Source organism: Flavobacterium bomense (genome assembly GCF_003970355.1).
The window spans coordinates 61166-83046 of record NZ_RYDJ01000009.1 but is presented as its reverse complement, the minus strand read 5'-3'; the positions used below and the strand labels follow the sequence as shown (position 1 = coordinate 83046).

General features: G+C 34.1%; 24 protein-coding genes, 1 tRNA gene and 2 pseudogenes. 12 read left to right on the top strand and 15 right to left on the bottom strand.

The genetic code is table 11. The features are described 5' to 3' along the window. Positions 1–30 precede the first annotated feature (30 nt). From EKL98_RS18565 to EKL98_RS09325, 4 genes are all read left to right on the top strand, one after another. On the top strand, positions 31–162 hold the full coding sequence (locus EKL98_RS18565) for a GIY-YIG nuclease family protein (protein WP_126562138.1): 132 nt from the start codon (positions 31–33) through the stop codon (positions 160–162). Positions 163–418: 256 nt separating this feature from the next. Further along, a complete protein-coding gene (locus EKL98_RS09335) occupies positions 419–1207 on the top strand; it encodes a cyclase family protein (RefSeq protein ID WP_126562137.1) in 789 nt (262 codons plus the stop codon). 20 nt (positions 1208–1227) lie between these two features. Beyond that, positions 1228–1599, top strand: coding sequence for an MmcQ/YjbR family DNA-binding protein (locus EKL98_RS09330; protein ID WP_126562136.1), 372 nt, complete (start codon positions 1228–1230; stop codon positions 1597–1599). Between the two features lie 68 nt (positions 1600–1667). Continuing rightward, the gene (locus EKL98_RS09325; RefSeq protein ID WP_126562135.1) at positions 1668–2378 is read left to right on the top strand and encodes a PH domain-containing protein; all 711 of its coding nucleotides are present in this window, start codon (positions 1668–1670) and stop codon (positions 2376–2378) included. Positions 2379–2453: 75 nt separating this feature from the next. On the opposite strand, the pseudogene EKL98_RS09320 reads toward EKL98_RS09325, so the two are convergent. The 3 genes and pseudogenes from EKL98_RS09320 to EKL98_RS09310 all read right to left on the bottom strand — a co-directional run bounded on the left by EKL98_RS09320 (position 2454) and on the right by EKL98_RS09310 (position 5559). Next, positions 2454–3295: pseudogene (locus EKL98_RS09320) on the bottom strand (DUF4407 domain-containing protein). Positions 3296–3490: 195 nt separating this feature from the next. Then, positions 3491–5092 carry a phosphoenolpyruvate carboxykinase (ATP) gene (gene pckA / locus EKL98_RS09315; protein ID WP_126562134.1) on the bottom strand — a complete coding sequence of 534 codons (1602 nt, stop codon included), beginning with the start codon at positions 5090–5092 and terminating at the stop codon, positions 3491–3493. Positions 5093–5166: 74 nt separating this feature from the next. Next, complete coding sequence (locus tag EKL98_RS09310) at positions 5167–5559, bottom strand: DUF423 domain-containing protein (protein WP_126457494.1); 393 nt, start codon at positions 5557–5559, stop codon at positions 5167–5169. Positions 5560–5786: 227 nt separating this feature from the next. Between EKL98_RS09310 and EKL98_RS09305 the strand changes: the two genes are divergently transcribed. From EKL98_RS09305 to EKL98_RS09280, 6 genes are all read left to right on the top strand, one after another. Beyond that, positions 5787–7157: a saccharopine dehydrogenase family protein gene (locus EKL98_RS09305; protein ID WP_126562133.1), complete on the top strand. Its 1371-nt coding sequence runs from the start codon at positions 5787–5789 to the stop codon at positions 7155–7157. 519 nt (positions 7158–7676) lie between these two features. Then, positions 7677–8357 (top strand): Abi family protein, encoded by a 681-nt coding sequence (locus EKL98_RS09300; RefSeq protein ID WP_126562132.1) that lies wholly within the window; start codon positions 7677–7679, stop codon positions 8355–8357. 474 nt (positions 8358–8831) lie between these two features. Further along, entirely contained in the window at positions 8832–9215 is a 384-nt protein-coding gene (locus EKL98_RS09295; protein WP_126562131.1) for a DoxX-like family protein, read from the top strand. Positions 9216–9219: 4 nt separating this feature from the next. Next, entirely contained in the window at positions 9220–9957 is a 738-nt protein-coding gene (locus EKL98_RS09290) for a DUF2071 domain-containing protein (RefSeq protein ID WP_126562130.1), read from the top strand. Continuing rightward, positions 9948–10697 (top strand): class I SAM-dependent methyltransferase, encoded by a 750-nt coding sequence (locus EKL98_RS09285; protein ID WP_126562129.1) that lies wholly within the window; start codon positions 9948–9950, stop codon positions 10695–10697. The genes EKL98_RS09290 and EKL98_RS09285 overlap by 10 nt, the downstream gene beginning before the upstream one ends. A 2-nt stretch (positions 10698–10699) precedes the next feature. Continuing rightward, complete coding sequence (locus EKL98_RS09280) at positions 10700–11095, top strand: hypothetical protein (RefSeq protein WP_126562128.1); 396 nt, start codon at positions 10700–10702, stop codon at positions 11093–11095. Between the two features lie 238 nt (positions 11096–11333). Here the strand turns inward: EKL98_RS09280 and EKL98_RS17600 are convergent, their stop codons facing one another. From EKL98_RS17600 to EKL98_RS09260, 4 genes are all read right to left on the bottom strand, one after another. Next, positions 11334–12926 carry a M56 family metallopeptidase gene (locus tag EKL98_RS17600; protein WP_158618324.1) on the bottom strand — a complete coding sequence of 531 codons (1593 nt, stop codon included), beginning with the start codon at positions 12924–12926 and terminating at the stop codon, positions 11334–11336. Next, positions 12923–13297, bottom strand: a complete 375-nt coding sequence (locus EKL98_RS09270; RefSeq protein ID WP_126457489.1) for a BlaI/MecI/CopY family transcriptional regulator — start codon at positions 13295–13297, stop codon at positions 12923–12925. The genes EKL98_RS17600 and EKL98_RS09270 overlap by 4 nt, the downstream gene beginning before the upstream one ends. A gap of 1 nt (position 13298) precedes the next feature. Next, positions 13299–13649, bottom strand: a complete 351-nt coding sequence (locus EKL98_RS09265) for a toxin-antitoxin system YwqK family antitoxin (protein ID WP_233588610.1) — start codon at positions 13647–13649, stop codon at positions 13299–13301. A 376-nt stretch (positions 13650–14025) separates the two neighbouring features. Further along, a complete protein-coding gene (locus tag EKL98_RS09260; RefSeq protein ID WP_126562126.1) occupies positions 14026–15414 on the bottom strand; it encodes a dipeptidase in 1389 nt (462 codons plus the stop codon). 107 nt (positions 15415–15521) lie between these two features. On the opposite strand from EKL98_RS09260, the gene EKL98_RS09255 reads away from it, so the two are divergent. Beyond that, a tRNA-Leu gene (locus EKL98_RS09255) sits at positions 15522–15603 on the top strand. Between the two features lie 1063 nt (positions 15604–16666). On the opposite strand, the gene EKL98_RS09250 is transcribed toward EKL98_RS09255, so the two are convergent. The 3 genes from EKL98_RS09250 to EKL98_RS09240 are packed head-to-tail and all read right to left on the bottom strand — an operon-like array spanning position 16667 to position 18742. Next, entirely contained in the window at positions 16667–17344 is a 678-nt protein-coding gene (locus tag EKL98_RS09250) for a CPBP family intramembrane glutamic endopeptidase (protein WP_126562125.1), read from the bottom strand. An 8-nt stretch (positions 17345–17352) separates the two neighbouring features. Then, positions 17353–17580, bottom strand: a complete 228-nt coding sequence (locus EKL98_RS09245) for a hypothetical protein (RefSeq protein WP_126562124.1) — start codon at positions 17578–17580, stop codon at positions 17353–17355. A 49-nt stretch (positions 17581–17629) separates the two neighbouring features. Further along, a complete protein-coding gene (locus tag EKL98_RS09240; RefSeq protein WP_233589416.1) occupies positions 17630–18742 on the bottom strand; it encodes an RHS repeat domain-containing protein in 1113 nt (370 codons plus the stop codon). Positions 18743–18781: 39 nt separating this feature from the next. Here EKL98_RS09240 and EKL98_RS09235 point away from each other — a divergent pair, with 39 nt between their 5' ends. Further along, positions 18782–19093 (top strand): helix-turn-helix domain-containing protein, encoded by a 312-nt coding sequence (locus EKL98_RS09235; RefSeq protein WP_262706919.1) that lies wholly within the window; start codon positions 18782–18784, stop codon positions 19091–19093. Between the two features lie 70 nt (positions 19094–19163). Here EKL98_RS09235 and EKL98_RS09230 read toward each other — a convergent pair whose 3' ends face one another. The 5 genes and pseudogenes from EKL98_RS09230 to nirD form a co-directional block, all read right to left on the bottom strand. Then, positions 19164–19535 carry a hypothetical protein gene (locus tag EKL98_RS09230; protein ID WP_126562121.1) on the bottom strand — a complete coding sequence of 124 codons (372 nt, stop codon included), beginning with the start codon at positions 19533–19535 and terminating at the stop codon, positions 19164–19166. 858 nt (positions 19536–20393) lie between these two features. Next, positions 20394–20576: pseudogene (locus tag EKL98_RS18560) on the bottom strand (RHS repeat domain-containing protein); the annotation flags it as partial. Between the two features lie 38 nt (positions 20577–20614). Beyond that, a complete protein-coding gene (locus tag EKL98_RS09220) occupies positions 20615–20821 on the bottom strand; it encodes a type IV pili methyl-accepting chemotaxis transducer N-terminal domain-containing protein (RefSeq protein WP_126562120.1) in 207 nt (68 codons plus the stop codon). A gap of 12 nt (positions 20822–20833) precedes the next feature. Next, positions 20834–21421, bottom strand: coding sequence for a DUF4202 domain-containing protein (locus EKL98_RS09215; RefSeq protein WP_126452893.1), 588 nt, complete (start codon positions 21419–21421; stop codon positions 20834–20836). A gap of 29 nt (positions 21422–21450) precedes the next feature. Further along, entirely contained in the window at positions 21451–21801 is a 351-nt protein-coding gene (gene nirD / locus EKL98_RS09210) for a nitrite reductase small subunit NirD (protein WP_126554910.1), read from the bottom strand. Positions 21802–21881 lie beyond the last annotated feature (80 nt).

Sequence of the window (21881 nt, the reverse complement as noted above, 5' to 3'; positions counted from 1 at the left end):
CAGGATCTATTTAATTTTAATTGATTTTGTATGGAAAAAGGATTTACATATATTTTGACGAATAAAAACAGTACTGTTTTGTACGTGGGTGCCACAAAAAATTTAAAAAACAGAATTGATTGTCATAGAAATGGTACCGGCGCAGTTTTTACAAAAAAATAGAATGCTACAATTTTAATCTATTTGGAAGATTTGGAAGATTTAAGTGATGACTAAAATTTAATGTCGTATTTTAATAATTGCGACAATATATCTTTCTTGCTACTTAAGTGCTATCTTTAAAATAGAAAAACAACTTAAAAATTGGCATAAAGACTGGAAATGGAATGTTGCAAAACTTTTAAATCCTGAATTAAAAGATTTATATTTGAACTTATAAAGTATCTCCAGATGAGATGCTGAAATAAATTCAGCGTAAATGTTAGCAACAATCCAACATAACAACCAAGCCATTGAAGTCGATTTATCAAAACCCATTGATATTTCGATTCCATTAACAAATACAGACGAGAATCCAATTGCTTGGTATATCGAGAAACCAGTCATTGAACCCGTTATTTTTGGGGATTGGATAGGGAAAGTTTCGGAAGGAAAGTCGTCTACTAATTTCAATAATATTTTCTTCAATCCACACGGACACGGAACGCATACGGAATGTTTGGGACATATTACACGTGAATTTTACAGTGTTAATCAATCTTTAAAACAGTTTATTTTTTTAGCTGAGTTGATTTCGGTTGTGCCGGAAATGCAAGGAGGAGATTTAGTGATTACACTGGATAACATCTCGACTGCGCTCGATGTGATACTGAAATTAGGTGTTCCAAAAGAAGCCTTAATTATCAGAACACTTCCTAATTTTAAAATAAAAAAATCTTTAAAATATTCGAATACGAATCCGCCTTATCTAAATGAAGATGCTGCGTTATTCATTCGCGAAAGCGGGATTCAGCACTTGCTAATTGATTTGCCCAGCGTGGATAAAGAGCATGATGAAAGGAAATTATTGGCACACAAAGCTTTTTGGAATGTGACCGATGTCAACAATCTGAATGCAGAAGCCAGATTGAATTGTACGATTACGGAGATGATTTTTGTGGCTGATGAAGTGAAAGATGGCGGTTATTTGTTGAATTTACAAATTGCCTCTTTTGAAAATGATGCGAGTCCGAGTAAGCCGGTTTTGTACGCTATTTTAAATGATTGAATGAAAAATAATTTCAAGAGATGAACCTGGAAACGTACTACGAATATTGCTTGTCTAAAAAAGGAGTAACGGAACACTTTCCTTTTGACGAAGATACATTGGTGTTTAAAGTGGGTGGAAAAATGTTTGCATTGTCTTCTTTAAGTCAGTGGGAGAAAGGACAGCCATCAGTTAATTTAAAATGTGATCCAGAGCGTGCTCAGGAATTGCGCGCTGAATACGTTGACATTCAACCGGGTTTTCACATGAGTAAAACCCATTGGAATACAGTTGCTGTAAATGAATCAGTTGCGGATGCGCTGATAAAAGAGTTGGTGGATCATTCCTATGATTTGGTTTTCAAAAGTTTAACAAAGAAATTGCAGAGTGAAATTCAAGAATTAGTCAATTAGGCATTACTTTTGCGAATATATTTAGATTAAAATTATAAATACTTACTGAGATAAATTCAGCATATCACATGAAAGAACAATTTAAAAAGTTTTTAAACGAAGAACAAGACCCAAAAGCCATTGAAAAAATCGCTTCAAAACTGAGTGACTTATTGATGAAAAATGAAGAAATCGGATATATTGCTGTTCAAAAAAAACCAGCGATTACTGTTTTGCCGGATAGTATTGTGATGACGAATAAAAGAATTATCATTTGTCAGCCTAAAAATCTGGGACTTTCAATGAATTTTATTGATTACACTTGGGATGAGGTTGAAGGAACTTTTGTAAAAGAAAATATTTTGGGTTCTGAGTTTTCATTTACAACCAAAACAAATATGGAAGTTTCTATTGATTATATTCCTAAAATCCAAGCGCGTAAAATTTTTACGTATGCCAAAGAACAATTGGATATATTGAAAACAGGAGGAGTATTAAATGCAACACTTGTAGATGCAATTCCGTTTTCACCAATGGCAGAAGATGAAATTATTGAAGAAATGGAAACGGAAGAAGTGACTAATTTTGCTGAACTAATGCCTGTTTCACCACCTAATTTCACTGCTGAAAACCAAGATTTTGAAGAGTCTACAGTAATATCAAAAGACAAATCTTTAAGCGATTTATCGCAAGACGAACTTTTTGAAAAATTGCAGAATTATAAAAAATTACTAGATAACGGATTGATTTTGCAAGGCGAATATGACGCTTTCAAAAAAGAAATTTTAAGTTTTATGTAATTAATATTAAAGTCGAAAGTTATAAAGTCAAAAGATATTTACTTCCTTTTGACTTTAGGACTTTCGACTTTAGACTTAAAGTGTTCTTTTCTGCTTTTCTACAAAATTATTTGATTGTAATTCGAGCAAATCGGCAGCGTTTTTTCGTTGTAAATCATACAACTGTTTGTCTTGAGCAATGTCTCCATAGACTTTATCGTGCATCATCGCACTAGTTTTTACCAATAAAGAACGTTGGTATTTGTCTTGCTCGATTGTTGCTTTCAACGCTGTTTCTAAATCTTCTAATTTATAGTCGTATTCCCCTTTTGGAGATAAAAGTTTAGCAATAATAGGAGAAGTTTCAATGGCTAAAAACAAGAGTGTGATAAAGAACGAAGGCAGCCACGGTAATTTATCCAAGGCATTGATTCGTGCCATTAGACCGTCAAATCCATCAATAATAGGTTGGGTTTCGGTAACTTTTTTGTTTAATCCGATTTGAAATAATTGGCCACTTCCTTTTTGTTATTTAAAGCCATCGCATTTTTCTCTTTCAATAAAACGGTGTTGATTTCTTTCTCGAAGATTTTAATTTCTAATGGTTTCGAAATGACGATCGCAATGATTACCGCCAAAATAATTCGGGGAGTTGCCTGCAGAAATTCACTTCCAAATTTATCTCTTTTTCGAATAGTGGAAACAATAAAACGATCCAAATTAAATAGGAGTAAACTCCAAACGATACCAAATGCGATTGCGGGATACATACTGTCAAAGACGGTGAACAATGCATACGAACTGGCAAGAAAAGCCATGACCGCAGTAAAGAAAACAGTGGCGCCAATACCTACATATTTGGTTTGTTCGCCTTCGGAACAGCCTACGAGTAGGTCTTTGTCTGAGCCGGAACACAGAATGAAAAATTGTTTTAACATAATTGATTTTTGATTGCTTCGCCGGTTTGCTATTCCAGCTCGGATGATTGATGATTACTAATTTAACGACAAAAAATGGATTGTGGTATAAATACTTGATAGGTATTTATTTATGGCTTTTTGTTACGGTTTGTCCTAAATAAAATAGAGCCGCTCTTTACGAACGGCTCTATTGGTTTTTGAATTAATAATACCTTATGCGATTGGTGCTCCAGCCATAATTTCGGCATTGGCAAATTCTTCAAATTTGGTGAAGTTGGCTTTAAATTTTTGAGCTAATTCTATTGCCTTTTTATCGTAAAGTTCTGGATCTTCCCATGTATTTCTGGGATTTAGAATTTCGCTGGGAACATTTGGACAGGTTTGCGGTTTTGCAATTCCAAAAACGTGGTGGTTCTCATACGGTACATCGTCCAATTCTCCGTTTAATGCAGCGGTAATCATGGCACGGGTGTATTTTAATTTCATTCGGCTTCCTACTCCGTAAGGGCCACCAGTCCATCCTGTATTGATAAGCCAGACTTTTACATTGGCATCTTTCATTTTTTTAGTTAACATTTCAGCATATCTTGTTGGGTGTAATGGCATAAATGGCGCTCCAAAACACGTCGAGAAATTGGGTTGAGGTTCTGTGATTCCTGCTTCAGTTCCGGCAACTTTTGCTGTGTATCCTGAGATGAAATAATACGCTGCTTGTCCCGGAGTTAGTAGTGCAATGGGAGGCAGGATACCATACGCATCCGCGGTCAAAAAGAATATATTTTTAGGATTTTCTCCAATGGAACCTTGCTGAATATTATCAATATGAAAAATAGGATAACTTACTCTCGTGTTTTGTGTAATGGAAATATCCTCAAAATCAACGTCATTCGTATCTTTATTGATAATTACATTTTCCAGAATTGCTCCTTTTTTTATAGCGCGAAAAATGTCAGGTTCATTTTCTTCAGAAAGGTTGATGACTTTTGCATAACACCCTCCTTCAAAATTGAAAACGGTATTTTCATTCGTCCAACCATGTTCATCGTCGCCAATTAATTTTCTGTTAGGATCAGCTGATAAAGTTGTTTTTCCGGTTCCTGATAATCCAAAGAAGATAGCTGTATCACCATCTTTACCAACGTTGGCACTGCAATGCATTGGTAAGGTGTTTTTGAAAACTGGCAAAATGAAATTCAAGGCAGAGAAAATTCCCTTTTTTATTTCACCTGTATATCCGGTTCCGCCTATTAAAACTACTTTTCGTGTAAAATCAAGAATTGCGAAATTGCTTTGACGTGTTCCGTCTATAATTGGATCTGCCATAAAGCTAGGCACGCAAAGTAAAGTCCATTCGGGGTCGAAGTCTGCTAATTCCTCCATTTCAGGTCTTAAAAACATGTTGTAGCAAAATAAGTTGGCCCAAGCGGTTTCTGTCACTACTCTGACATTTAATCTGTAATTTTGGTCTGAACACACATAAGAATCTCTCGCAAAAATTTCTTTGCCGGATAAATAAGCGGTAACCTTGTTGTATAATTTTTCAAAAGCTTCTGTCGAGAAAGGGATGTTTACTTTTCCCCACCACACTTCGTTTTCAGTGACGCTGTCTTTCACGATAAAACGATCCAGCGGAGATCTGCCTGTGTATTCTCCTGTGTTGACCGCTAATGATCCACTTGATACTTCGATTCCTTGACCAGATTTGATGGTGATGTCGTGTAATTCATCAGGAGATAACTGGTAATGAATTTTTGCATTTTCAATTCCTAATTCTTTTAACGAAATCGATTGCGTGAAAAGTGTGTTATTGTCCATAAATATTTTGTTGTGTAGTTTGTTTTTATAGACTGCAAAAGTAGATATTAAATTTCAGATAGAATTTGTTTCGTCTAAATTTGTGACTTTTTATTTAAAATATTTATCAATAAAACGCCCCAGGCCAGTATTAATAGGAGTCCGCCAATAGGAGTTATAAATCCAATGATGCTAAAATCAAACGAAGTAAGGGTGTTTGTTGCCAATAGATAAATGGAGCCAGAAAATAGAATTACACCGAAAAGCACTAAATTATAGAGCGTTTTTTTTGTTTTTTGAGAGAGGTCTTTCAGGAGTCCAAGAAACAATAAAAACAGTGCATGGTACATTTGGTAGCGTACGCCTGTTTCAAAAGTATTTAATTGCTCAATAGACAGTACTTTTTTTAGGGCATGTGCGCCAAAAGCACCAAAAATTATTGCAATCATTCCCAGAATAGTTCCCGTTGTAAGTATCTTTTTGTCCATGATAATGATGTTTGATGCAAAAGTATTTCATATCTCCTAACTTTAAAAGTATTTGGCACGATACTTTCAAATGAACTTAATTTAACGGTACACTAAGCAGACTATTGTTTTTATTTTTAAAACGTAAAAGAAAGAACTAAAAGAATAAAAGCTTTCTCAGTAAATTATTTTGAGTTATTTGTTATAAATACAACATTTTTGTATGTTTGTGTTGTAAATAAATAAAAATGAGAACAATTTTAATCATCGGGGCGGGAAGATCAGCTTCCTCTTTGATACATTATCTTTTAAGTAAATCAGAAAAAGAAAACTTGCATTTAATTATTGGTGATTTGTCTTTGGCTTTAGCTCAGCGTAAAACCAATGATCATAAAAACGCAACTGCAATTGCTTTAGATATTTACGATAATGAGCAACGAAAAAAAGCAATTGAAAATGCTGACATTGTCATCTCGATGTTGCCGGCTCATTTGCATATCGAAGTGGCTAAAGATTGTATAATATATAAAAAGCATCTGGTTACCGCCTCTTATGTGAGCGATGCCATGCAGGAATTAGATGCTGCCGCCAAAGAAAACAATCTCATTTTCATGAATGAAATTGGACTTGATCCAGGTATTGACCACATGAGTGCGATGAAAGTGATTGATGAAATTAAAGAAAAAGGCGGAGAAATGCTTCTTTTTGAATCTTTTTGTGGTGGACTCGTAGCGCCGGAATCCGACACGAATCTTTGGAATTATAAATTTACCTGGGCGCCACGCAATGTGGTTTTGGCAGGACAAGGAGGCGCTGCCAAATTTATTCAGGAAGGAACGTATAAATACATTCCGTATTGTAATTTGTTTCGCAGAACGGAATTTCTAGAAGTGGAAGAGTTTGGCCGATTTGAAGCCTATTCCAATCGGGATTCCTTGAAATACCGCAGTGTGTATGGTTTAGATAATGTACTGACTTTATACCGAGGAACGATACGTAGAGTTGGTTTTTCTAAAGCTTGGAATATGTTTGTACAATTAGGAATGACAGACGATAGTTACGTAATGGAGGATTCGGAGAACATGAGTTACAGAGAATACGTGAATTCTTTCTTGCCGTATCATCCCACGGATTCCGTGGAAATCAAGACTCGTTTGATTCTTAAGATTGATCAGGACGATATCATGTGGGACAAATTGTTGGAATTGGACTTGTTCAATCGCAATAAAATTGTAGGCTTGAAGAATGCCACTCCGGCACAAATTCTGGAAAAGATCTTGACTGATAGTTGGACGCTTCAGCAAGATGATAAAGATATGATTGTCATGTATCACAAATTTGGATACGAATTAAATGGCAAAAAAGAACAAATAGATTCCAAAATGGTTTGTATTGGGGATGATCAAACCTATACAGCCATGGCAAAAACTGTAGGCTTGCCTGTTGCAATGGCAACATTATTAATACTGAATGGTAAAATTACAACTCCCGGAGTTCAATTACCCATTCGTAAGGAAGTGTATGTGCCTATTTTAAAAGAATTAGAGGAATACGGTGTTGTTTTCAAAGAACAATCCATGCCGTATTTAGGATACAATCCTGATAAAGAGTTTAGTTAGTAGTTTGTTTTTAGATTTTTAGTTTGATAAATCCGCTCCTTTTGAAGCGGATTTGTTTTTTAAAATTCTTTATTTATGCTGAGCGTAGCCGAAGTATGGGCGTGACCCTGCAGTTGGCTTCGTCATTCCTCCTGGCAACTTCGGGTCGGGCTGTTCGCTGCAATCTTTATGTTTTTAAAGAAAAAACATAAAGGATTTTCTCTGCCATCCCTCACGCAAGACATGGCAATGACGCGTCTTTTTTTTAATGACTTGTAAGAAAATTTTAATATATTTGGAAAATGTAAAGCGAAATAGACCTTCTTTAATCTAAAAAGATTTAGGAGTATATATGAAGGTTTTTCCACTTGTGTAGCAGTGGTGGTTAATATTAAAAAAGCTCCTCGGAAAAACCAAAGAGCTTTAAGTAAAATCTTTCACTTAATTACGTTTTCTTTAGGAGAAAAGAGGCTTGATTAAGCATTACAGTGTAAAGATACGGCATATATTTGTAAAATCAATCTTTTTAGGAAAAAATTAATGGAATATAATAAGCTTGAATACTATCTTTCTCAACCTAGATTAAACAGATTTTTATTAGCTTCAGGTAACTCAAAAACAAAAGCGCAAAAATTATACAGAGCAAACTTAAGAGTTGCACAATCTTTTTATCCAGTTTTAAACTTATTTGAAATATTCCTAAGAAATATTTTCAACAATCAAGTATCTGCACATTTCGCAAATCCAAACTGGATTATTACAGAGAAAAATGGTTTTATGAACGACCATTCATTACATTCGTCTAGATTCTTTCTTAAAAATTCAATCTTAACTGCTGAAAGAACCATAAAACGAAAAGGCGGGTTAGTAACAGCTGGAAAAGTTGTTGCTGAACAATCTTTCGGCTTTTGGACTAGTTTATTCGATACGCACCATTACCGGCTCATAGGTGGAATTGTTATACATTCATTTAGTAATAAACCAGCCGGAATTAATAGAAGTGCAATAAGTCAGAAACTAAACAGAATAAGAGAATTTAGAAATAGAGTTTATCATAACGAACCTGTTTGCTTTTATGGAAATGCAATTGATTTTTCATATGCAGAAAATATCAAAAATGAAATATATGAAATGCTGAATTGGATTGATGCAGATTTGACAGACTATGTTGAGTATTTTGACGCAATTGACAATAAAATAAGTATTGCGAAACAGATATAAATTAATACTTGGCACGATAGCTAGACATTCGCCTCGTAGGCAATACGAACATCAAACCTGGTTTTAATATGTAGGAAAATCGATTGTATGTTGGTCAACACTATGGAGTTTTCGTAAAAAGGTTAGCTAGATTAAGAAGAGGATTTGGGCCCTTTTTTTTTGGAGAAATATTTTTGGGCGTGACCCTGCAAATTGCTTCGTCGTTCCTTCTTGCAACTTCGGGTCGGGCTGTTCGCTGCAATCTTTGTGTTTTTAAAGAAAAAACACAAAGGATTTTCGCTGCCATCCCTCACGCAACGCATTCCAATGATACGCCGTTTTTTTTTAATTAATTGTAAGAAAATTTTAATATATTTGGAAATCAATAAAGCGAAACAAACCTTAGCTGATCTACCCAGTTTTAAATGTATTAACGAAGGTTTGTTTAGCCAATAAACTAATTACCTGCAAGCGTAGCGGATGACACAACCAACAATGACAAAGACAAAAATTTACAAAATACTGTCCTATTGCATTGCTACAGTATGGATTGCAAACGGACTTTTTTGTAAGGTTCTAAATCTTGTTCCTAGACACGAACAAATTGTAGCTAGAATATTAGGTGACGACTATTCCAGACCATTGACAATTCTAATCGGACTTTCAGAAATCATTATGGCTGTATGGATTTTAAGTGCTTATAAAACAAGGTTAAATGCTATTGCTCAAATGGCAGTAGTTGGTACAATGAACACACTTGAATTTATGTTTGTTCCAGACTTGTTGCTTTGGGGGAAACTAAATTCAATGTTTGCATTTATTTTTATTATAGTAGTTTACTCTAACGAATTTTATCTTAACAAAAAACAATTCAAATAACTCAATGCTATCATTTTTAAAAGACCATCTATTTGCAGTTGAAGCATATTTTGAAAGTTCACTTGTTTTGACTTTTGCAGTTCCAAAAGAACAATTACAAAATCTTATTCCAGAATGTTTGCAGCTTGACATATTTCAAGACAAATGGGCTTTTGTAGCAGTCGCGATGGTTCATACAAAAGACTTGCGACCGAAAGGTTTTCCGAAATTTATGGGCAACGAGTTTTTTCTTATTGGTTATCGTGTTTTTGTCCGCTACACAAATAAAGCAGGGAAAAGTTTACGTGGTTTATATATTCTTAAATCAGAGACAGATAAAAAGAAAATGGAGTTTTTCGGAAACATATTTACCCATTATAACTACACAACTACAGACATAAGGCAAATAGAGCAAAAAAACACAAAAGAAGTATCCTCTATTAAATCAAAGTTCAAAATAACAATAGACAAATCGGAAGAGCAAATTTCTTTACCAGAACATTCACCATTTACAGACTGGAAAGAAGCTAGAAGATTTGCGGGCCCTTTACCTTTTACATTTACCTATAACAATGAAACCAAAGAAGTTTTAATCATTGAAGGAGTAAGACAAAACTGGACACCAAATCCAGTAAAAGTGATTGATTATAATTTCGATTTTTTTAGTACTATAAAACTTGAAAATCCAGTATTGGCAAATGCTTTCATAATTAAAAACATTCCATACTATTGGAAAAAAGGTAAAATTGAACAATGGAAATAAAGAGGCGAAATTTTCAAGGAGTATTAAATATTTTAAGTTTCAACCGACACTTTTATGTTCTTGGGTTCATTGCTTTGGCATTAATTATAGGGAGTAAATTTATTTTGAATTGGCATAACGGTTTGTTTTGGATGGTTATTTTGGCATTCATTTATGGATTAACAATGCCATTATTTGTTTCTGCATATGTTTATGATTTCTCTGGCTTTTATAATTTTGACTGGTTAAAGAAAATGAAAATAGAGGATACAAAAAACAAATTCAATTTGAACATCAATGCAGGCTTTGACGAAACAAGTTTTATTATAGAAAGTATTTTGCCAAATTCTAAACTTCAAGTGTATGACTTCTACAACGAGAAACAGCATACAGAACCAGCAATTATCCGAGCTAGAAAAGTAAGTTTGTTTTATCCAAATACTCAACAGATCAATTCAAATTCAATTCCTTTAAATGACAATTCCGTTGACAATATCTTTTTACTATCAGCAATTCACGAAATTCGCATACAAAATGAAAAAGTACAATTTTTAAAAGAATGTCGTAGAGTTTGTAAGCCGAACGGAAATGTGATTATGGTGGAACACTTGAGAGATTTTCCAAATTTTCTAGCCTTTACAATCGGCTTCACACATTTTTTCTCAAAATCAACTTGGAAAAAGGCATTTGAAGAAGCCGGGTTTAACTCATTCAAAGAAACAAAGTTTACACCGTTTATGTCAATCTTTAACTGCAACTAATAATGGAAATACATTTTAAAATAATTGGCGTTTTATTAATTGCTTTAGCATTGGTACACATTGTTTTTCCAAGGTACTTTAATTGGGACAAAGAGCTTAAATCTTTGAGTTTAATCAATCGGCAAATGATGACCGTACATACATTTTTCATCGCATTGACTATATTACTTATAGGTTTACTTTGCTTGACCTCTTCTGCCGAATTAATTGAAACCAATCTTGGCAAAAAAATATCACTTGGACTTGGCTTATTCTGGACTGTTAGACTCATCATTCAGTTTTTTGGTTATTCGACTGACCTTTGGAAAGGAAAGAAATTTGAAACATTTATGCACATAATATTTTCGTTACTTTGGACATATTTAAGTATCATATTTTTGACAACATATTTTAATTGACAACAACTAAAAACATAGCAGATAGAGGGACGCCAGCAGGTAACCGTCACTATAAGGGATTTTGGCAATTGACTTAAAAGAAAGTTGATTTTGTAATTGGGATGATTTGCTTTGCCTGCTCACTATCGCTCAGGTGGCAAACCATAGATAAGACTTAATTTAAACACACACCATCTACAACCCATAAAACGTTAGTTTAATAAATCCGCTTCTTTGAAGCGGATTTCTTTTTTTATAATTATGCCTTTCCAGATTGAATAGTTATTGGTAAACTATACATTACTCTCACGGTTTTCTCGTTCATTTTACCGGGAATCCAATTAGGACATATACCTAAAACACGAACCACCTCTGTGCCAATTCCGTATCCAATATCTCTTATGATTTTGATATTAGTAAGTCTGCCATCAAGTTCAACTATAAATGTAACGTAGACTTTTCCTTTAACTTTATTTTTTTCAGCATCTAAAGGAATATTAAAATTGGTTCCCACAAATTTATAAAATTCGCCAATTCCTCCAGGAAAATCAGGCTTGTTAGTTATTCCTGCAGTATTATAAACGTCTCCAAATTCATCGCTGGCGATCAATTTTGAAGCTTCTGCCTGATAGTCTTTTTCTAAAACAGTAATTGTTTCATTATTTATTTTTACTCCTTGGCTGTTTACTCTAAATCCATATCTGTCGTAGTATTCTCTTTCTTTACCTTTGGTCACATAAAAATGAACCTCATTGTTGATAGAAATATAACCGTCATTTACAGGATTACCGTTAATGTCTACAGATCCTTTATCATTAAAATAAAGACTACCAATTTTGGTATACTCTTCATTCTTAATTTTCACGACCTCTAGTTTTTTTCTTTTTATAGTGTCACTTCGTTTTTCTGACTTTTCAATTTGTTGCAATGCACTTTTGGCAATGGCAATCTTCTCATTTAAAATTGGTTGCTGAACAACGATAGGATCGTTCTTTTCTCTTGCAACTGTTTCTGTACATAAAGAAAATAATAGTACTGCAAGTACTGGAGCAATCGCCATTTTCTTAAGTATTGAAATGTTTTTTGATGTGGTTTTTGTCATCATAAGTAATCGTTTTTTAGTTATTAAATAATTCAAATTACTGGCCAAGTAAAAAGTTTGATTCTCGTTTGCTTTCGATAATAATAAAGATTGGTAAAACGGAACATTGTTGTAGGAGGTCACTACTTTCTCGTCAGCAAGAAATTCGTGATTGAGTTGTATTGCTTTTTTGTAAAAAATAAAAATTGGGTTGAACCAAAAAACGATTTTCAATAGTTCGATGAATAAAATATCCAAAGTGTGTTTTTGGGTTACATGCGTAAGTTCATGCGTGTACAATTCAGCTTCAATTTGACGGTTGTTGTACTCCGTTTCGTTGATGAAAATCCTATTCAGAAAAGTATGCGGCAATGTTTTTTCGGGTAGCAAAATCAATTTGGCATTCTTATAATCAATTGGCGAATTCGACTTCATTTTAGTCGAAATGGTATTGATATTACTGAGAAAACGTATCGCCAAAACGAGTGTTACTGCCGCATACAAACTCCATAATCCTATTGCCAAATAGTTAGTTTCCTCAAGTACAATAACGCTTCCTTGCAGTATTTGGATGTTTCCTGGATTGACTGCAGGCTGTGCTATTTCCTGAATAACTTCAATAGTAATAAAGGGAATCACCATGGAAAAAACAAGGCTGAACAACAAGTAAAACCTATTGAATACATGCATTTTTTCCTTTTCTAAAAACAAATAATACACTGCCAGTAATACGAATAGAGTAATTGTTGATTTGATTAGAAAGTCGCTCATTTTTTCTTTTTTTGAATTTCACTGTCTATTATTTTCTTGAGTTCTTCCAGTTCCGTTTGAGACAAATTCGTTTCGGTGGTAAAGAAAGAAGCAAATTGCGACGCCGAATTATTGAAAAAACTACTTATCAATCCGTTGACGTGTTTGGAGAAATAATCCGTTTTTTTGACCAATGGATAATATTCCCGGGAGTTCCCAAATTCAGTATACGCTACAAATTGCTTGTCAATCATTCTTTTCAATAAAGTAGCCACGGTTGTGGTTGCCGGTTTTGGTTTTGGATAAGCTTCCAGCAAGTCTTTCATAAAGGCTTTCTCGAGTTTCCAAAGGTGTTCCATGAGTTGTTCTTCTGAGTTTGTTAGTTGTTGCATGTTATTTAATTTCTATTTCGGAAACTGATTCTCCGTTATTGTATTTCTTTATCGTTATTAGTTTTCCATGTTCATTAAAGAACTTCCAGTCACCAAAATAAAACCAATGTGCGTACTTATCGCTCGTTTCCATTTTTGTTTTTCCTTTGGACTGTATTTTTCCATTTTCATGATAAAAAGTAGTGTTGCAGATGTTGTCTTTGTATTTTTCTCTTTTAATAATTTTGCCATTTAAAAAATAACTCCATTTTTTTACGGGATCACCTTTTCTGTATTTTCCAATTGATTTATAATGGGAACTATCCTGTGAGTATTGTTCAATCCAAAGTCCTTCTCTAAGTTTATTTTTCATTTGATTGGTTTTGCAACCAAGAACCAAAAATAACAAGCCGATTACAATAACAGTTTGTCGCATAAAATGATTTTGTTCTACGAAAATAGAGTTAGCTCTACAAATGTAGAATATAAATTGAAATAAACAAATTTTTATGAAAAATATTGTGGTAGTCAGCGGTTTGCGTTAAGGATGGGAGTGGAAATCCTTTTTATTTTTTTGTTTCAAAAAATAAAAAGATTGAGAACGGACAGCCTGACCACGCTGGAACGATAGTGGAAGCGTGGGAACGCCCAAAAAAAATCCGCCCTGTTTAGAGCGGATGTAGGTTCTCGATACTTTTTTTTTCCGTTTCTCTTTACAAAAAAACTCGAACGGACGGTATCGCCAACTATTATTTAGAAAGTTCTACAAAATATTTGTAAAACAACGGAATGGTTTCAATCCCTTTCAGGTAATTGAAGATTCCGAAATGTTCGTTTGGCGAGTGAATGGCATCACTGTCCAGACCAAATCCCATCAAAATAGTTTTGCTTTTCAGCTCTTTTTCGAATAACGCCACGATAGGAATACTTCCTCCGGAGCGCACGGGAATTGCGGGAACGCCAAAGGTTTCTGTATACGCCATATTCGCGGCTTTGTAGCCAATACTGTCTGTTGGCGTTACATAACCTTGTCCGCCATGATGTGGTTTTACTTTTACGGTAACGCCGGCAGGAGCAATGCTTATGAAATGTTTTGTAAATAGTTCCGTGATTTGTTCCCAATCCTGATTAGGAACCAAACGCATGGAAATTTTAGCGAAAGCCTTGCTTGCAATAACGGTTTTGGCACCTTCACCGGTGTAACCACCCCAGATTCCGTTGACGTCCAGTGTAGGGCGAATGGAGTTTCTTTCGTTTGTGTTATAGCCTTTTTCGCCGTAAATGTCATTTAAGTCTAATGCTTTTTTGTAATTGTCTAAGTTGAAAGGCGCTTTGGCCATTTCGGCTCTTTCTTCCAAGGATAATTCTGCTACATTATCATAAAAACCAGGAATGTTAATGTGGTTGTTTTCATCATGAAGCGAAGCAATCATTTTGGCTAAAATATTGATTGGGTTGGCAACCGCTCCACCGTATAATCCGGAATGTAAATCACGGTTTGGTCCCGTTACTTCGACTTCTACGTAACTCAATCCACGTAATCCTGTTGTAATTGACGGTTGTTGATTAGAAATCATTCCGGTGTCCGAAATTAAAATCACGTCATTTTTTAGTTTTTCCTGATTGCGTTCTACGAACCAACTCAAGCTTTTGGAGCCAATTTCCTCTTCACCTTCAATCATAAACTTCACATTACACGGCAAAGTATTCGATTGAATCATATATTCCAATGCTTTTACGTGCATGTACATTTGGCCTTTGTCATCACAGGATCCACGGGCAAAAATAGCGCCGTCGGGATGAGTTTCGGTTTTCTTAATTACGGGTTCAAATGGCGGCGAAGTCCATAATTCAATAGGATCTGCGGGTTGTACGTCATAATGGCCATACACTAAAATGGTTGGTAAATTTGGGTCGATTATTTTTTCGCCATACACGATTGGGTTGCCTGGGGTATCACAGATTTCAACGAAATCGCAGCCTGCTTTTTCCAAACTTGCTTTTACGGCAGCAGCAGTATTGATGATATCTAGTGAGAAAGCAGGATTTGCGCTCACGGAGGGCATTTTTAATAATTCGATTAACTCGTTGATAAAGCGGTCTTTGTGTTCTTGAATGTATGCTTTAATATTTTCCATTATTTAATTATTTTATAATCTCAAAAGTACAAAAAACTGAGTAAATAATTTTTTAAGAAATTCCTTTGAACTTAAGAAGTAATGCTTATATTTGCACTCAGAATTTCGCGGATATGGTGAAATTGGTAGACATGCCAGACTTAGGATCTGGTGCCGCAAGGCGTGTAGGTTCGAGTCCTATTATCCGCACAAACATTAAGACTTAAATAGCTGTTAATCAGTTTTTTAAGTCTTTTTATTTTGTATATTCCCCTAAAAACAACCCCGTTTTATATTGTGGGACTAAAATGAATGTATTTTAATGTAATTGAATTAGATTGATACAATAAGTTAAAAACTGTTAAACAGTATCTTTATAACATTATTTTGTCTGTTTCTATAGTCTTAACTTGAAATAATCAAAGTTTAGCAGTTTGTTTTTTTGTCCGTAAATAAATGTCTTTGTTTCGTTTTCTGTGTAAATCACTTTATTATGGTGGTTTCCGTTCTTAAATAAAAGATGGGGAGTACCTCAAAAAAAATATTTTACCTCGGTAACTTTTCTTTTTGGTGGTTCTTGTGGGGGTATGAATTTAATTTTTTTCAAGAAATTGTATTTTTTGAAATCACTACAATATCAAAATAAGTTTTCTAACTTTGTGAATCAATCACATACAATGACAGAAAATTTTACTTTGCAATCCTTACCGCCTAAAGACTTTACAGAATCGATTGCTATAGTTAAATATGGTAAAAAACCATTGAAAATTTACCGCATAAAAACAACGTGTTAGAAAAATGCTAAAAATTTAACACGTTATGTAAACGTGTTAGAAAAATTGAAAAAATTTAACACGTTAGAAAGTCGTGTTAGGAAAACGACTAAAATGTAACATTACTTTTGAATTTTACACAAATAATTTTACAAAAGACTTTTGGAAAAATCCCAATATAAAAAATTATTTAGTTTAAGATATTTTTGATATGGATGATCATATTAACCGATTTGATTATATCTGCTCTCTACACTAGGGTAAACATCATGCTAACATTTGAAAAAATTTCTGCTTGAGTCAGATGGTATTTAAAATTTAGCTACTTGAATCCACCGTAATACTTATTAACTAAAAAATGCTCATGTCTGTGGGAATAGAATGCAATTCTAAGCTATTGGGTATTTTCAAAGCCTTAGAAATAACCTAAACAAAAAATGAACTAATATTTTCAGCCAATTTTTGTTTCGAGATTCCTTATTTATATCCATTTTTATAATTCAATTTTTACTTTGTTTATAAATCTTAAACAATGATAACGACATTATTACGCTACTCATAACGATAATTTCTAACAGATAACAACCAGTCTCTTTAATTTTTAATATAGATATTAAAAAAGGGGAGAAAACTAAAGCTAAAAAATTGTTTAAAGCATGAACAATGATACATAAAAAAATATTTTCAGTTTTTAAATAAACATAAGCAAGAAAAACTCCTAATACAAAAACTGCAAATAAACTTGAATCAGAAAGATAATGAGCCAAAGAGAATCCCAACGATGATAAAAAAATCGCTTTTTTTGGGGATTCTGTTTTTACCAATAAAGACAATAAACTTCCTCTAAAAATTAACTCTTCTAATATTGGAGATAATAAAAAAACTTTTAAAATACCATAATTAGTAAAATCTTCTATCTTATTAATACTGTAATCTCTAAAAATCAAGTGTGGCAATAAACTAAAGAGAATGGTAAAACTTAAAGAAAATATTATTACATATATGGCAAATATCTTATTTATTTTTAAAATTGAAATCTTGAAATAATTTTTTACATCATTAAAAAATGGTACTGAAATTACAAAAAACGTAAAAAGAAAAATACTTTTCAAATTGTACTTCACATCAAAATACGAAACAATCATTGTGCAAATAATATACAAATAAAACTTTCTCATTTTAATGTCTATTTAGCTTTATAAAACAAATTATACCTACTTGGATATTGTGGTCCTCGTGGCATAAAAACATGTTCAATTAAAGCATTTTTAGCTCCTACTATTCTCATTTGTTGTTGAGCTCTATCTGAAGGTGACGGAGCATTTGCTAGACCACCATCACCCAAAAGCTGTCCAACAGGACCTCCTTTAAATATAAGTTCTAGCAACCAAGTTCCCGACTCTTCTCCTGCCATCTGAGGTAATTTACCAATTAAATTTCTCACATTTGTCCCTGAAGGATTCTTATATTTTGCTTCTATATCTAATCCTTTTAAATCTAACACTACTTCCTTTCACTAGTTCAAACGGATGATTGTTTAACCATTCACGAATTTCACTTACATCCCCACCATATTGATTTGCAATCCTTTTTGCCAATTCCCCATTATCATTAGGATCAGGTTGTTGGCTGTCATCCATCTCATGCGCCGCATGATTCAACCCACTAACCACTAAACCCGTAACTGCGCCTTGCCAAAAGTTTCCTCCAGTTAATGCTGCACCAGCACCGCCAGCAACTGTTCCAAAAGCAATCATTCCAACATCTCCTAGGTTATCTCCAATGCTATTAAACCCTGTGCCAGCAATAGCGCTTGCATTTTTACCTAGTCCATCCATACTTTGTCCACCGCTATACAAACTACTCGCGATACTACTAAGTGCTCCGGCTGCAAAACCAGACCAAAACTTTCCACCACTTATAGCCGTCACTGTTCCTTGAAAAGTGCCATGAGCAACAGCTTGAAAAGCTGCTTTTGAAAAGAAATTAGTAAACAATGCTGTAGAAGCACTACCTATACCAAAAGTTACTGCTGCACTAGCTGCTCCTATAAAAGTGGCTTTTAGCAAGCCACCAACACTAAAAGGTACATCGCTCATTAGAGCAGTTAAAGTATAAACGGTAGCAGAAACAGCTGCACCAATAGCAACTGCAACCAAAAAAGGAATTATTTCCCCACTAGGATCGGTATACATTAATGGGTTGTTCAACACATAGGCATAGCGGTTGTAATTTTGGGTATTCTCCGGTTGCTGGATAAAATTATCTGGCATTAAAAAAGAACGTAAAACAGGATCATATAAACGACCGTTCATATGAATTAAGCCTACCTCAGAAAGGTGTTCATGACTCGTATAACCACGATCAAAGAAAAGCAATTTTGCAGCGGTACCATCTGTAGGTAAAACTATTGCTACTCCATTTTGTTGCAATTTAGCTAAATTTCCCCAAGCATCAAAATGACGGCGTTCTATGGCTAGTCCATTTTGGCTTGAGCAAGTGCTTTTTTTATTACACTTTTTATAGCTAGGCGCGTTGCAAACGCTTCGACTTGTTTTTATAAGGTAAGTAGGCACTCGTTTCAAACGAGAGCCAGTTTGAATAACCTCTAGCAAATTGAAGTAGCTACACATATTGGCGCAGATAAATCTGCGTATAGTAAGATTGAAAAAGGATTACGAGCCTTAACAGTCGATAAACTCCAAAAAATGTCACAACTTTTTAATTTAACTACTGACCAAATTATTAATTACGATGGTAAAATTCCAACCGAAGTCGTGATGGAAGATAAAACAGCCGTTGAACAAATTAGATTAATACAACAACTTGAAGAAGAAGACAAACAAACGATTTTTAAACTCATTGATAAAATGCTTACCAATAAAAAATTTAAAGACTTCTTCGCTAAAAATGTAGCAACTTTATAAAACAAAAAAACAGGCAATTTGCCTGTTTTTTTTAACACTACCCTAAAAAAGGTGTTAGTTAGATTCTTTTTTATTCTAAGATTTTACCAAGTAAAATTTTATAAGTTTCATTAGAAATTAAATTTCCATTAAACTTTTCTTCATATAATTTCAATTGTTTATGATACAGAATTTTTTTTATTTCAACTATATTGATTTTCCCTTTTAAGCTCAATAAATTAGTTATTATTTCTTTAAATTCTTGGTCAGATAAATCAAATTGTTCAAGATTAAAAAAATCAAATAAGAAACCTAATCCCTTAAAATTTTCTTCATTAAAAAGAATACTATCATCTTCTTCAAAGATATAAGCCATTGCAATTATCGATGTGAAATTACGATTAAAATTACTATTCATTACAGCTGTAAGGACTTCTTCTAATGTTTCAAAATTATATTTCATACGCTATCTGTTTGGAAAATAATGTTGACCATGCTGTTTTACTCCGCTCCACCATTGATGTACTTTTGTGGAACCTTCTGTCCATCCCCTATGCGTAAATTTATTTGAACTATTGTATGAATCATGAAAAAACTTCATTGTCTTTCCTTCCATATTTAAATATTTTGTATAAATAGTTCTGCCATTTCTTCCAGCAACTTCCGCAGAATATTTATAATATTTTGAACCAACTTTTTCAACTGTTGCTATTGTTTCAGGGCCATATTTTCCAACCATCTTATTAAGCCAATTAACACCTTTGAGAGGAGCTCCACCTTCTATATACTCCATAAGCCCCATTCCAAATTCTGTGGGCTCTACTGTAGGTAAATCTTTTAAAGTCGAAGTGCTCTTTTTTCTAGGCGTATCAATCCCATCTTCACTATCTCTACGACCCTCATAACTATCCATCTGATGCATCGCGTGATTGAGCCCACTAACGACAAGACCGGTAGCAGCACCATTTCCCCTATAATTACTTTGAAACCCTCCAGAGGCAACCGTACTACCAGCAGTAAAGCTATTACTAATAGTATTGGTTGTGTTTACGGATGCATAATTTAAAGATGTTACTTTTGACTCATCAAATTTAGATGACTTTTTAAACATATTAGAGACAAATTTCCCAATTGATTTTCCTTGTTTGCTAAGCCACTTTGTTGTGTCTTTAACGGCATTACTAACTTTGTCATTGAAGAAATCTTTAATCTTCCAATCATCCCACTTAGCAGCAAGTACAGAGCCTACCATAATTGCTATACCAGCTCCTAATGCCACTGGATTTCCGGTTATTAATCCCAAAATACCTATTTCAATTCCTAATTCCCCACTAGGATCGGTATACATTAGTGGGTTGTTCAACACATACGCATAGCGGTTGTAGTTTTGGGTATTCTCCGGTTGCTGGATAAAATTATCGGGCATTAAAAAAGAACGTAAAACAGGATCGTACAAACGACCGTTCATGTGTATCAATCCAACTTCTGCTAAATGTTCGTGGTTTTAGTATTGGGATCAGCAATAAATCCCAAAATTAAAATTTATTTTGTCAATTTCTGGCTCAGCATTCTTTGTTTACCCGAAATATTGATTATTTTAGAATCGCTCAACTGACGGTTGAGGTTGGACTGAATTAGAAGTTGACTTAACAGAACCGTAACCACAATAGTCAATAAGGCAAATAGATAGAATCGTCTTAGATTTTTGAAGGTGTCTTTGTCAACAGATGCTGTGGCTCTGTTTTTCATAAGCATGTCGATTTACAAACCAAGCGCTTCTTTTATCAAATCGAAATTTTCAGCGCTAAATTTTATTTTTAGGGCTTCCTGTTGTCCTTTTTCAGACATTTTATTCCAGGTTTTCAAGATAATATTTTTCATTTTCTCTCGGTCGTGTTTTTGAACAAAAGGATCCAAATAAAATTCCATAAACACCAAACAAATTACATCTTCAAGGAGTTGTGTTTCGATATCTTTTTTGAGTAATTTTTTTTCGATAAGGAAAGAAACCCGTGCAATAAATGCTGTGGAATATCCTGCTTTTTCTAAAATTTCAGCAGTGGTTTTAGCGTGAAATTTTTTCAAATCTTCGCGCCATTTTAAATAGCCCACTCGATCCATTGGATAGGATTCTCGGGGCATTTTCCATCGGCAAATGTGTTGTGCTTTGGCCGAAATTTGAACAGCTTCGGATGCATTTGGATAAAAATCCATCAGCCTTTCGTACATTCGATTAGAGTACAATAGTTCCTTTGGCTGCGAAACAGAGTGGTCTATTTCATGATTTGGATCTTGTGCATTTTCTGCATCAATCCATGCGCTGGCATTTTGGAATTGTAAGATTGTCATTTGAAAGGTTTAAAATCAAAGATACATAATTAATCCAAAAAGCCAACGAATACCTCGTTACCTATAATTTTTTCAGGATAAGTCGCAATTTTTAGATCGTCTCCATTTAAATTGGTACCGTCCACAAGTGAAAAAGTTTTTTTGTGCAAAGGGCAGGCTATTTTGGGAATATCTCCCATAGAACTCAACATTCCTCTGGAAAGAGCCATTTTCATTTTATTAGGGCAGGCGTTTTGACAAGCATACCATTCTTTTTTGCATTCAAAGTTGATGATGGCAATTTGCTTGTCTTTGTATTTGAGGCAACCGCCTCTATTGCTTGGAAAACCGCTTGTTTTTCTGGCCTTGAACCAAGTTTTTACATAAGTCAACGCTATCATACGCGCGTCTGGGCTCTTCTCCAAATACGGTAATTTGATGTTTTTCCTGTCCGGGTTTTGCAATAAATTTTTCGCAAAAC

What these genes read in the sequence shown, in the direction of transcription:
- EKL98_RS09280 (WP_126562128.1), top strand. Translation starts at nt 10,700, where the DNA reads ATGGAAATACATTTTAAAATAATTGGCGTTTTATTAATTGCTTTAGCA.
- EKL98_RS09335 (WP_126562137.1), top strand. Translation starts at nt 419, where the DNA reads ATGTTAGCAACAATCCAACATAACAACCAAGCCATTGAAGTCGATTTA.
- EKL98_RS09220 (WP_126562120.1), bottom strand. Translation starts at nt 20,821, where the DNA reads ATGAAAAACAGAGCCACAGCATCTGTTGACAAAGACACCTTCAAAAAT.
- pckA (WP_126562134.1), bottom strand. Translation starts at nt 5,092, where the DNA reads ATGGACAATAACACACTTTTCACGCAATCGATTTCGTTAAAAGAATTA.
- EKL98_RS09215 (WP_126452893.1), bottom strand. Translation starts at nt 21,421, where the DNA reads ATGACAATCTTACAATTCCAAAATGCCAGCGCATGGATTGATGCAGAA.
- EKL98_RS09250 (WP_126562125.1), bottom strand. Translation starts at nt 17,344, where the DNA reads ATGAGAAAGTTTTATTTGTATATTATTTGCACAATGATTGTTTCGTAT.
- EKL98_RS09325 (WP_126562135.1), top strand. Translation starts at nt 1,668, where the DNA reads ATGAAAGAACAATTTAAAAAGTTTTTAAACGAAGAACAAGACCCAAAA.
- EKL98_RS09245 (WP_126562124.1), bottom strand. Translation starts at nt 17,580, where the DNA reads ATGGCAGGAGAAGAGTCGGGAACTTGGTTGCTAGAACTTATATTTAAA.
- EKL98_RS09270 (WP_126457489.1), bottom strand. Translation starts at nt 13,297, where the DNA reads ATGCAACAACTAACAAACTCAGAAGAACAACTCATGGAACACCTTTGG.
- EKL98_RS09290 (WP_126562130.1), top strand. Translation starts at nt 9,220, where the DNA reads ATGCTATCATTTTTAAAAGACCATCTATTTGCAGTTGAAGCATATTTT.
- EKL98_RS09310 (WP_126457494.1), bottom strand. Translation starts at nt 5,559, where the DNA reads ATGGACAAAAAGATACTTACAACGGGAACTATTCTGGGAATGATTGCA.
- nirD (WP_126554910.1), bottom strand. Translation starts at nt 21,801, where the DNA reads ATGATAGCGTTGACTTATGTAAAAACTTGGTTCAAGGCCAGAAAAACA.
- EKL98_RS09285 (WP_126562129.1), top strand. Translation starts at nt 9,948, where the DNA reads ATGGAAATAAAGAGGCGAAATTTTCAAGGAGTATTAAATATTTTAAGT.
- EKL98_RS09260 (WP_126562126.1), bottom strand. Translation starts at nt 15,414, where the DNA reads ATGGAAAATATTAAAGCATACATTCAAGAACACAAAGACCGCTTTATC.
- EKL98_RS09300 (WP_126562132.1), top strand. Translation starts at nt 7,677, where the DNA reads ATGGAATATAATAAGCTTGAATACTATCTTTCTCAACCTAGATTAAAC.
- EKL98_RS18565 (WP_126562138.1), top strand. Translation starts at nt 31, where the DNA reads ATGGAAAAAGGATTTACATATATTTTGACGAATAAAAACAGTACTGTT.
- EKL98_RS09295 (WP_126562131.1), top strand. Translation starts at nt 8,832, where the DNA reads ATGACAAAGACAAAAATTTACAAAATACTGTCCTATTGCATTGCTACA.
- EKL98_RS09330 (WP_126562136.1), top strand. Translation starts at nt 1,228, where the DNA reads ATGAACCTGGAAACGTACTACGAATATTGCTTGTCTAAAAAAGGAGTA.
- EKL98_RS09230 (WP_126562121.1), bottom strand. Translation starts at nt 19,535, where the DNA reads ATGAAATATAATTTTGAAACATTAGAAGAAGTCCTTACAGCTGTAATG.
- EKL98_RS09265 (WP_233588610.1), bottom strand. Translation starts at nt 13,649, where the DNA reads ATGAAAAATAAACTTAGAGAAGGACTTTGGATTGAACAATACTCACAG.
- EKL98_RS09305 (WP_126562133.1), top strand. Translation starts at nt 5,787, where the DNA reads ATGAGAACAATTTTAATCATCGGGGCGGGAAGATCAGCTTCCTCTTTG.
- EKL98_RS17600 (WP_158618324.1), bottom strand. Translation starts at nt 12,926, where the DNA reads ATGAGCGACTTTCTAATCAAATCAACAATTACTCTATTCGTATTACTG.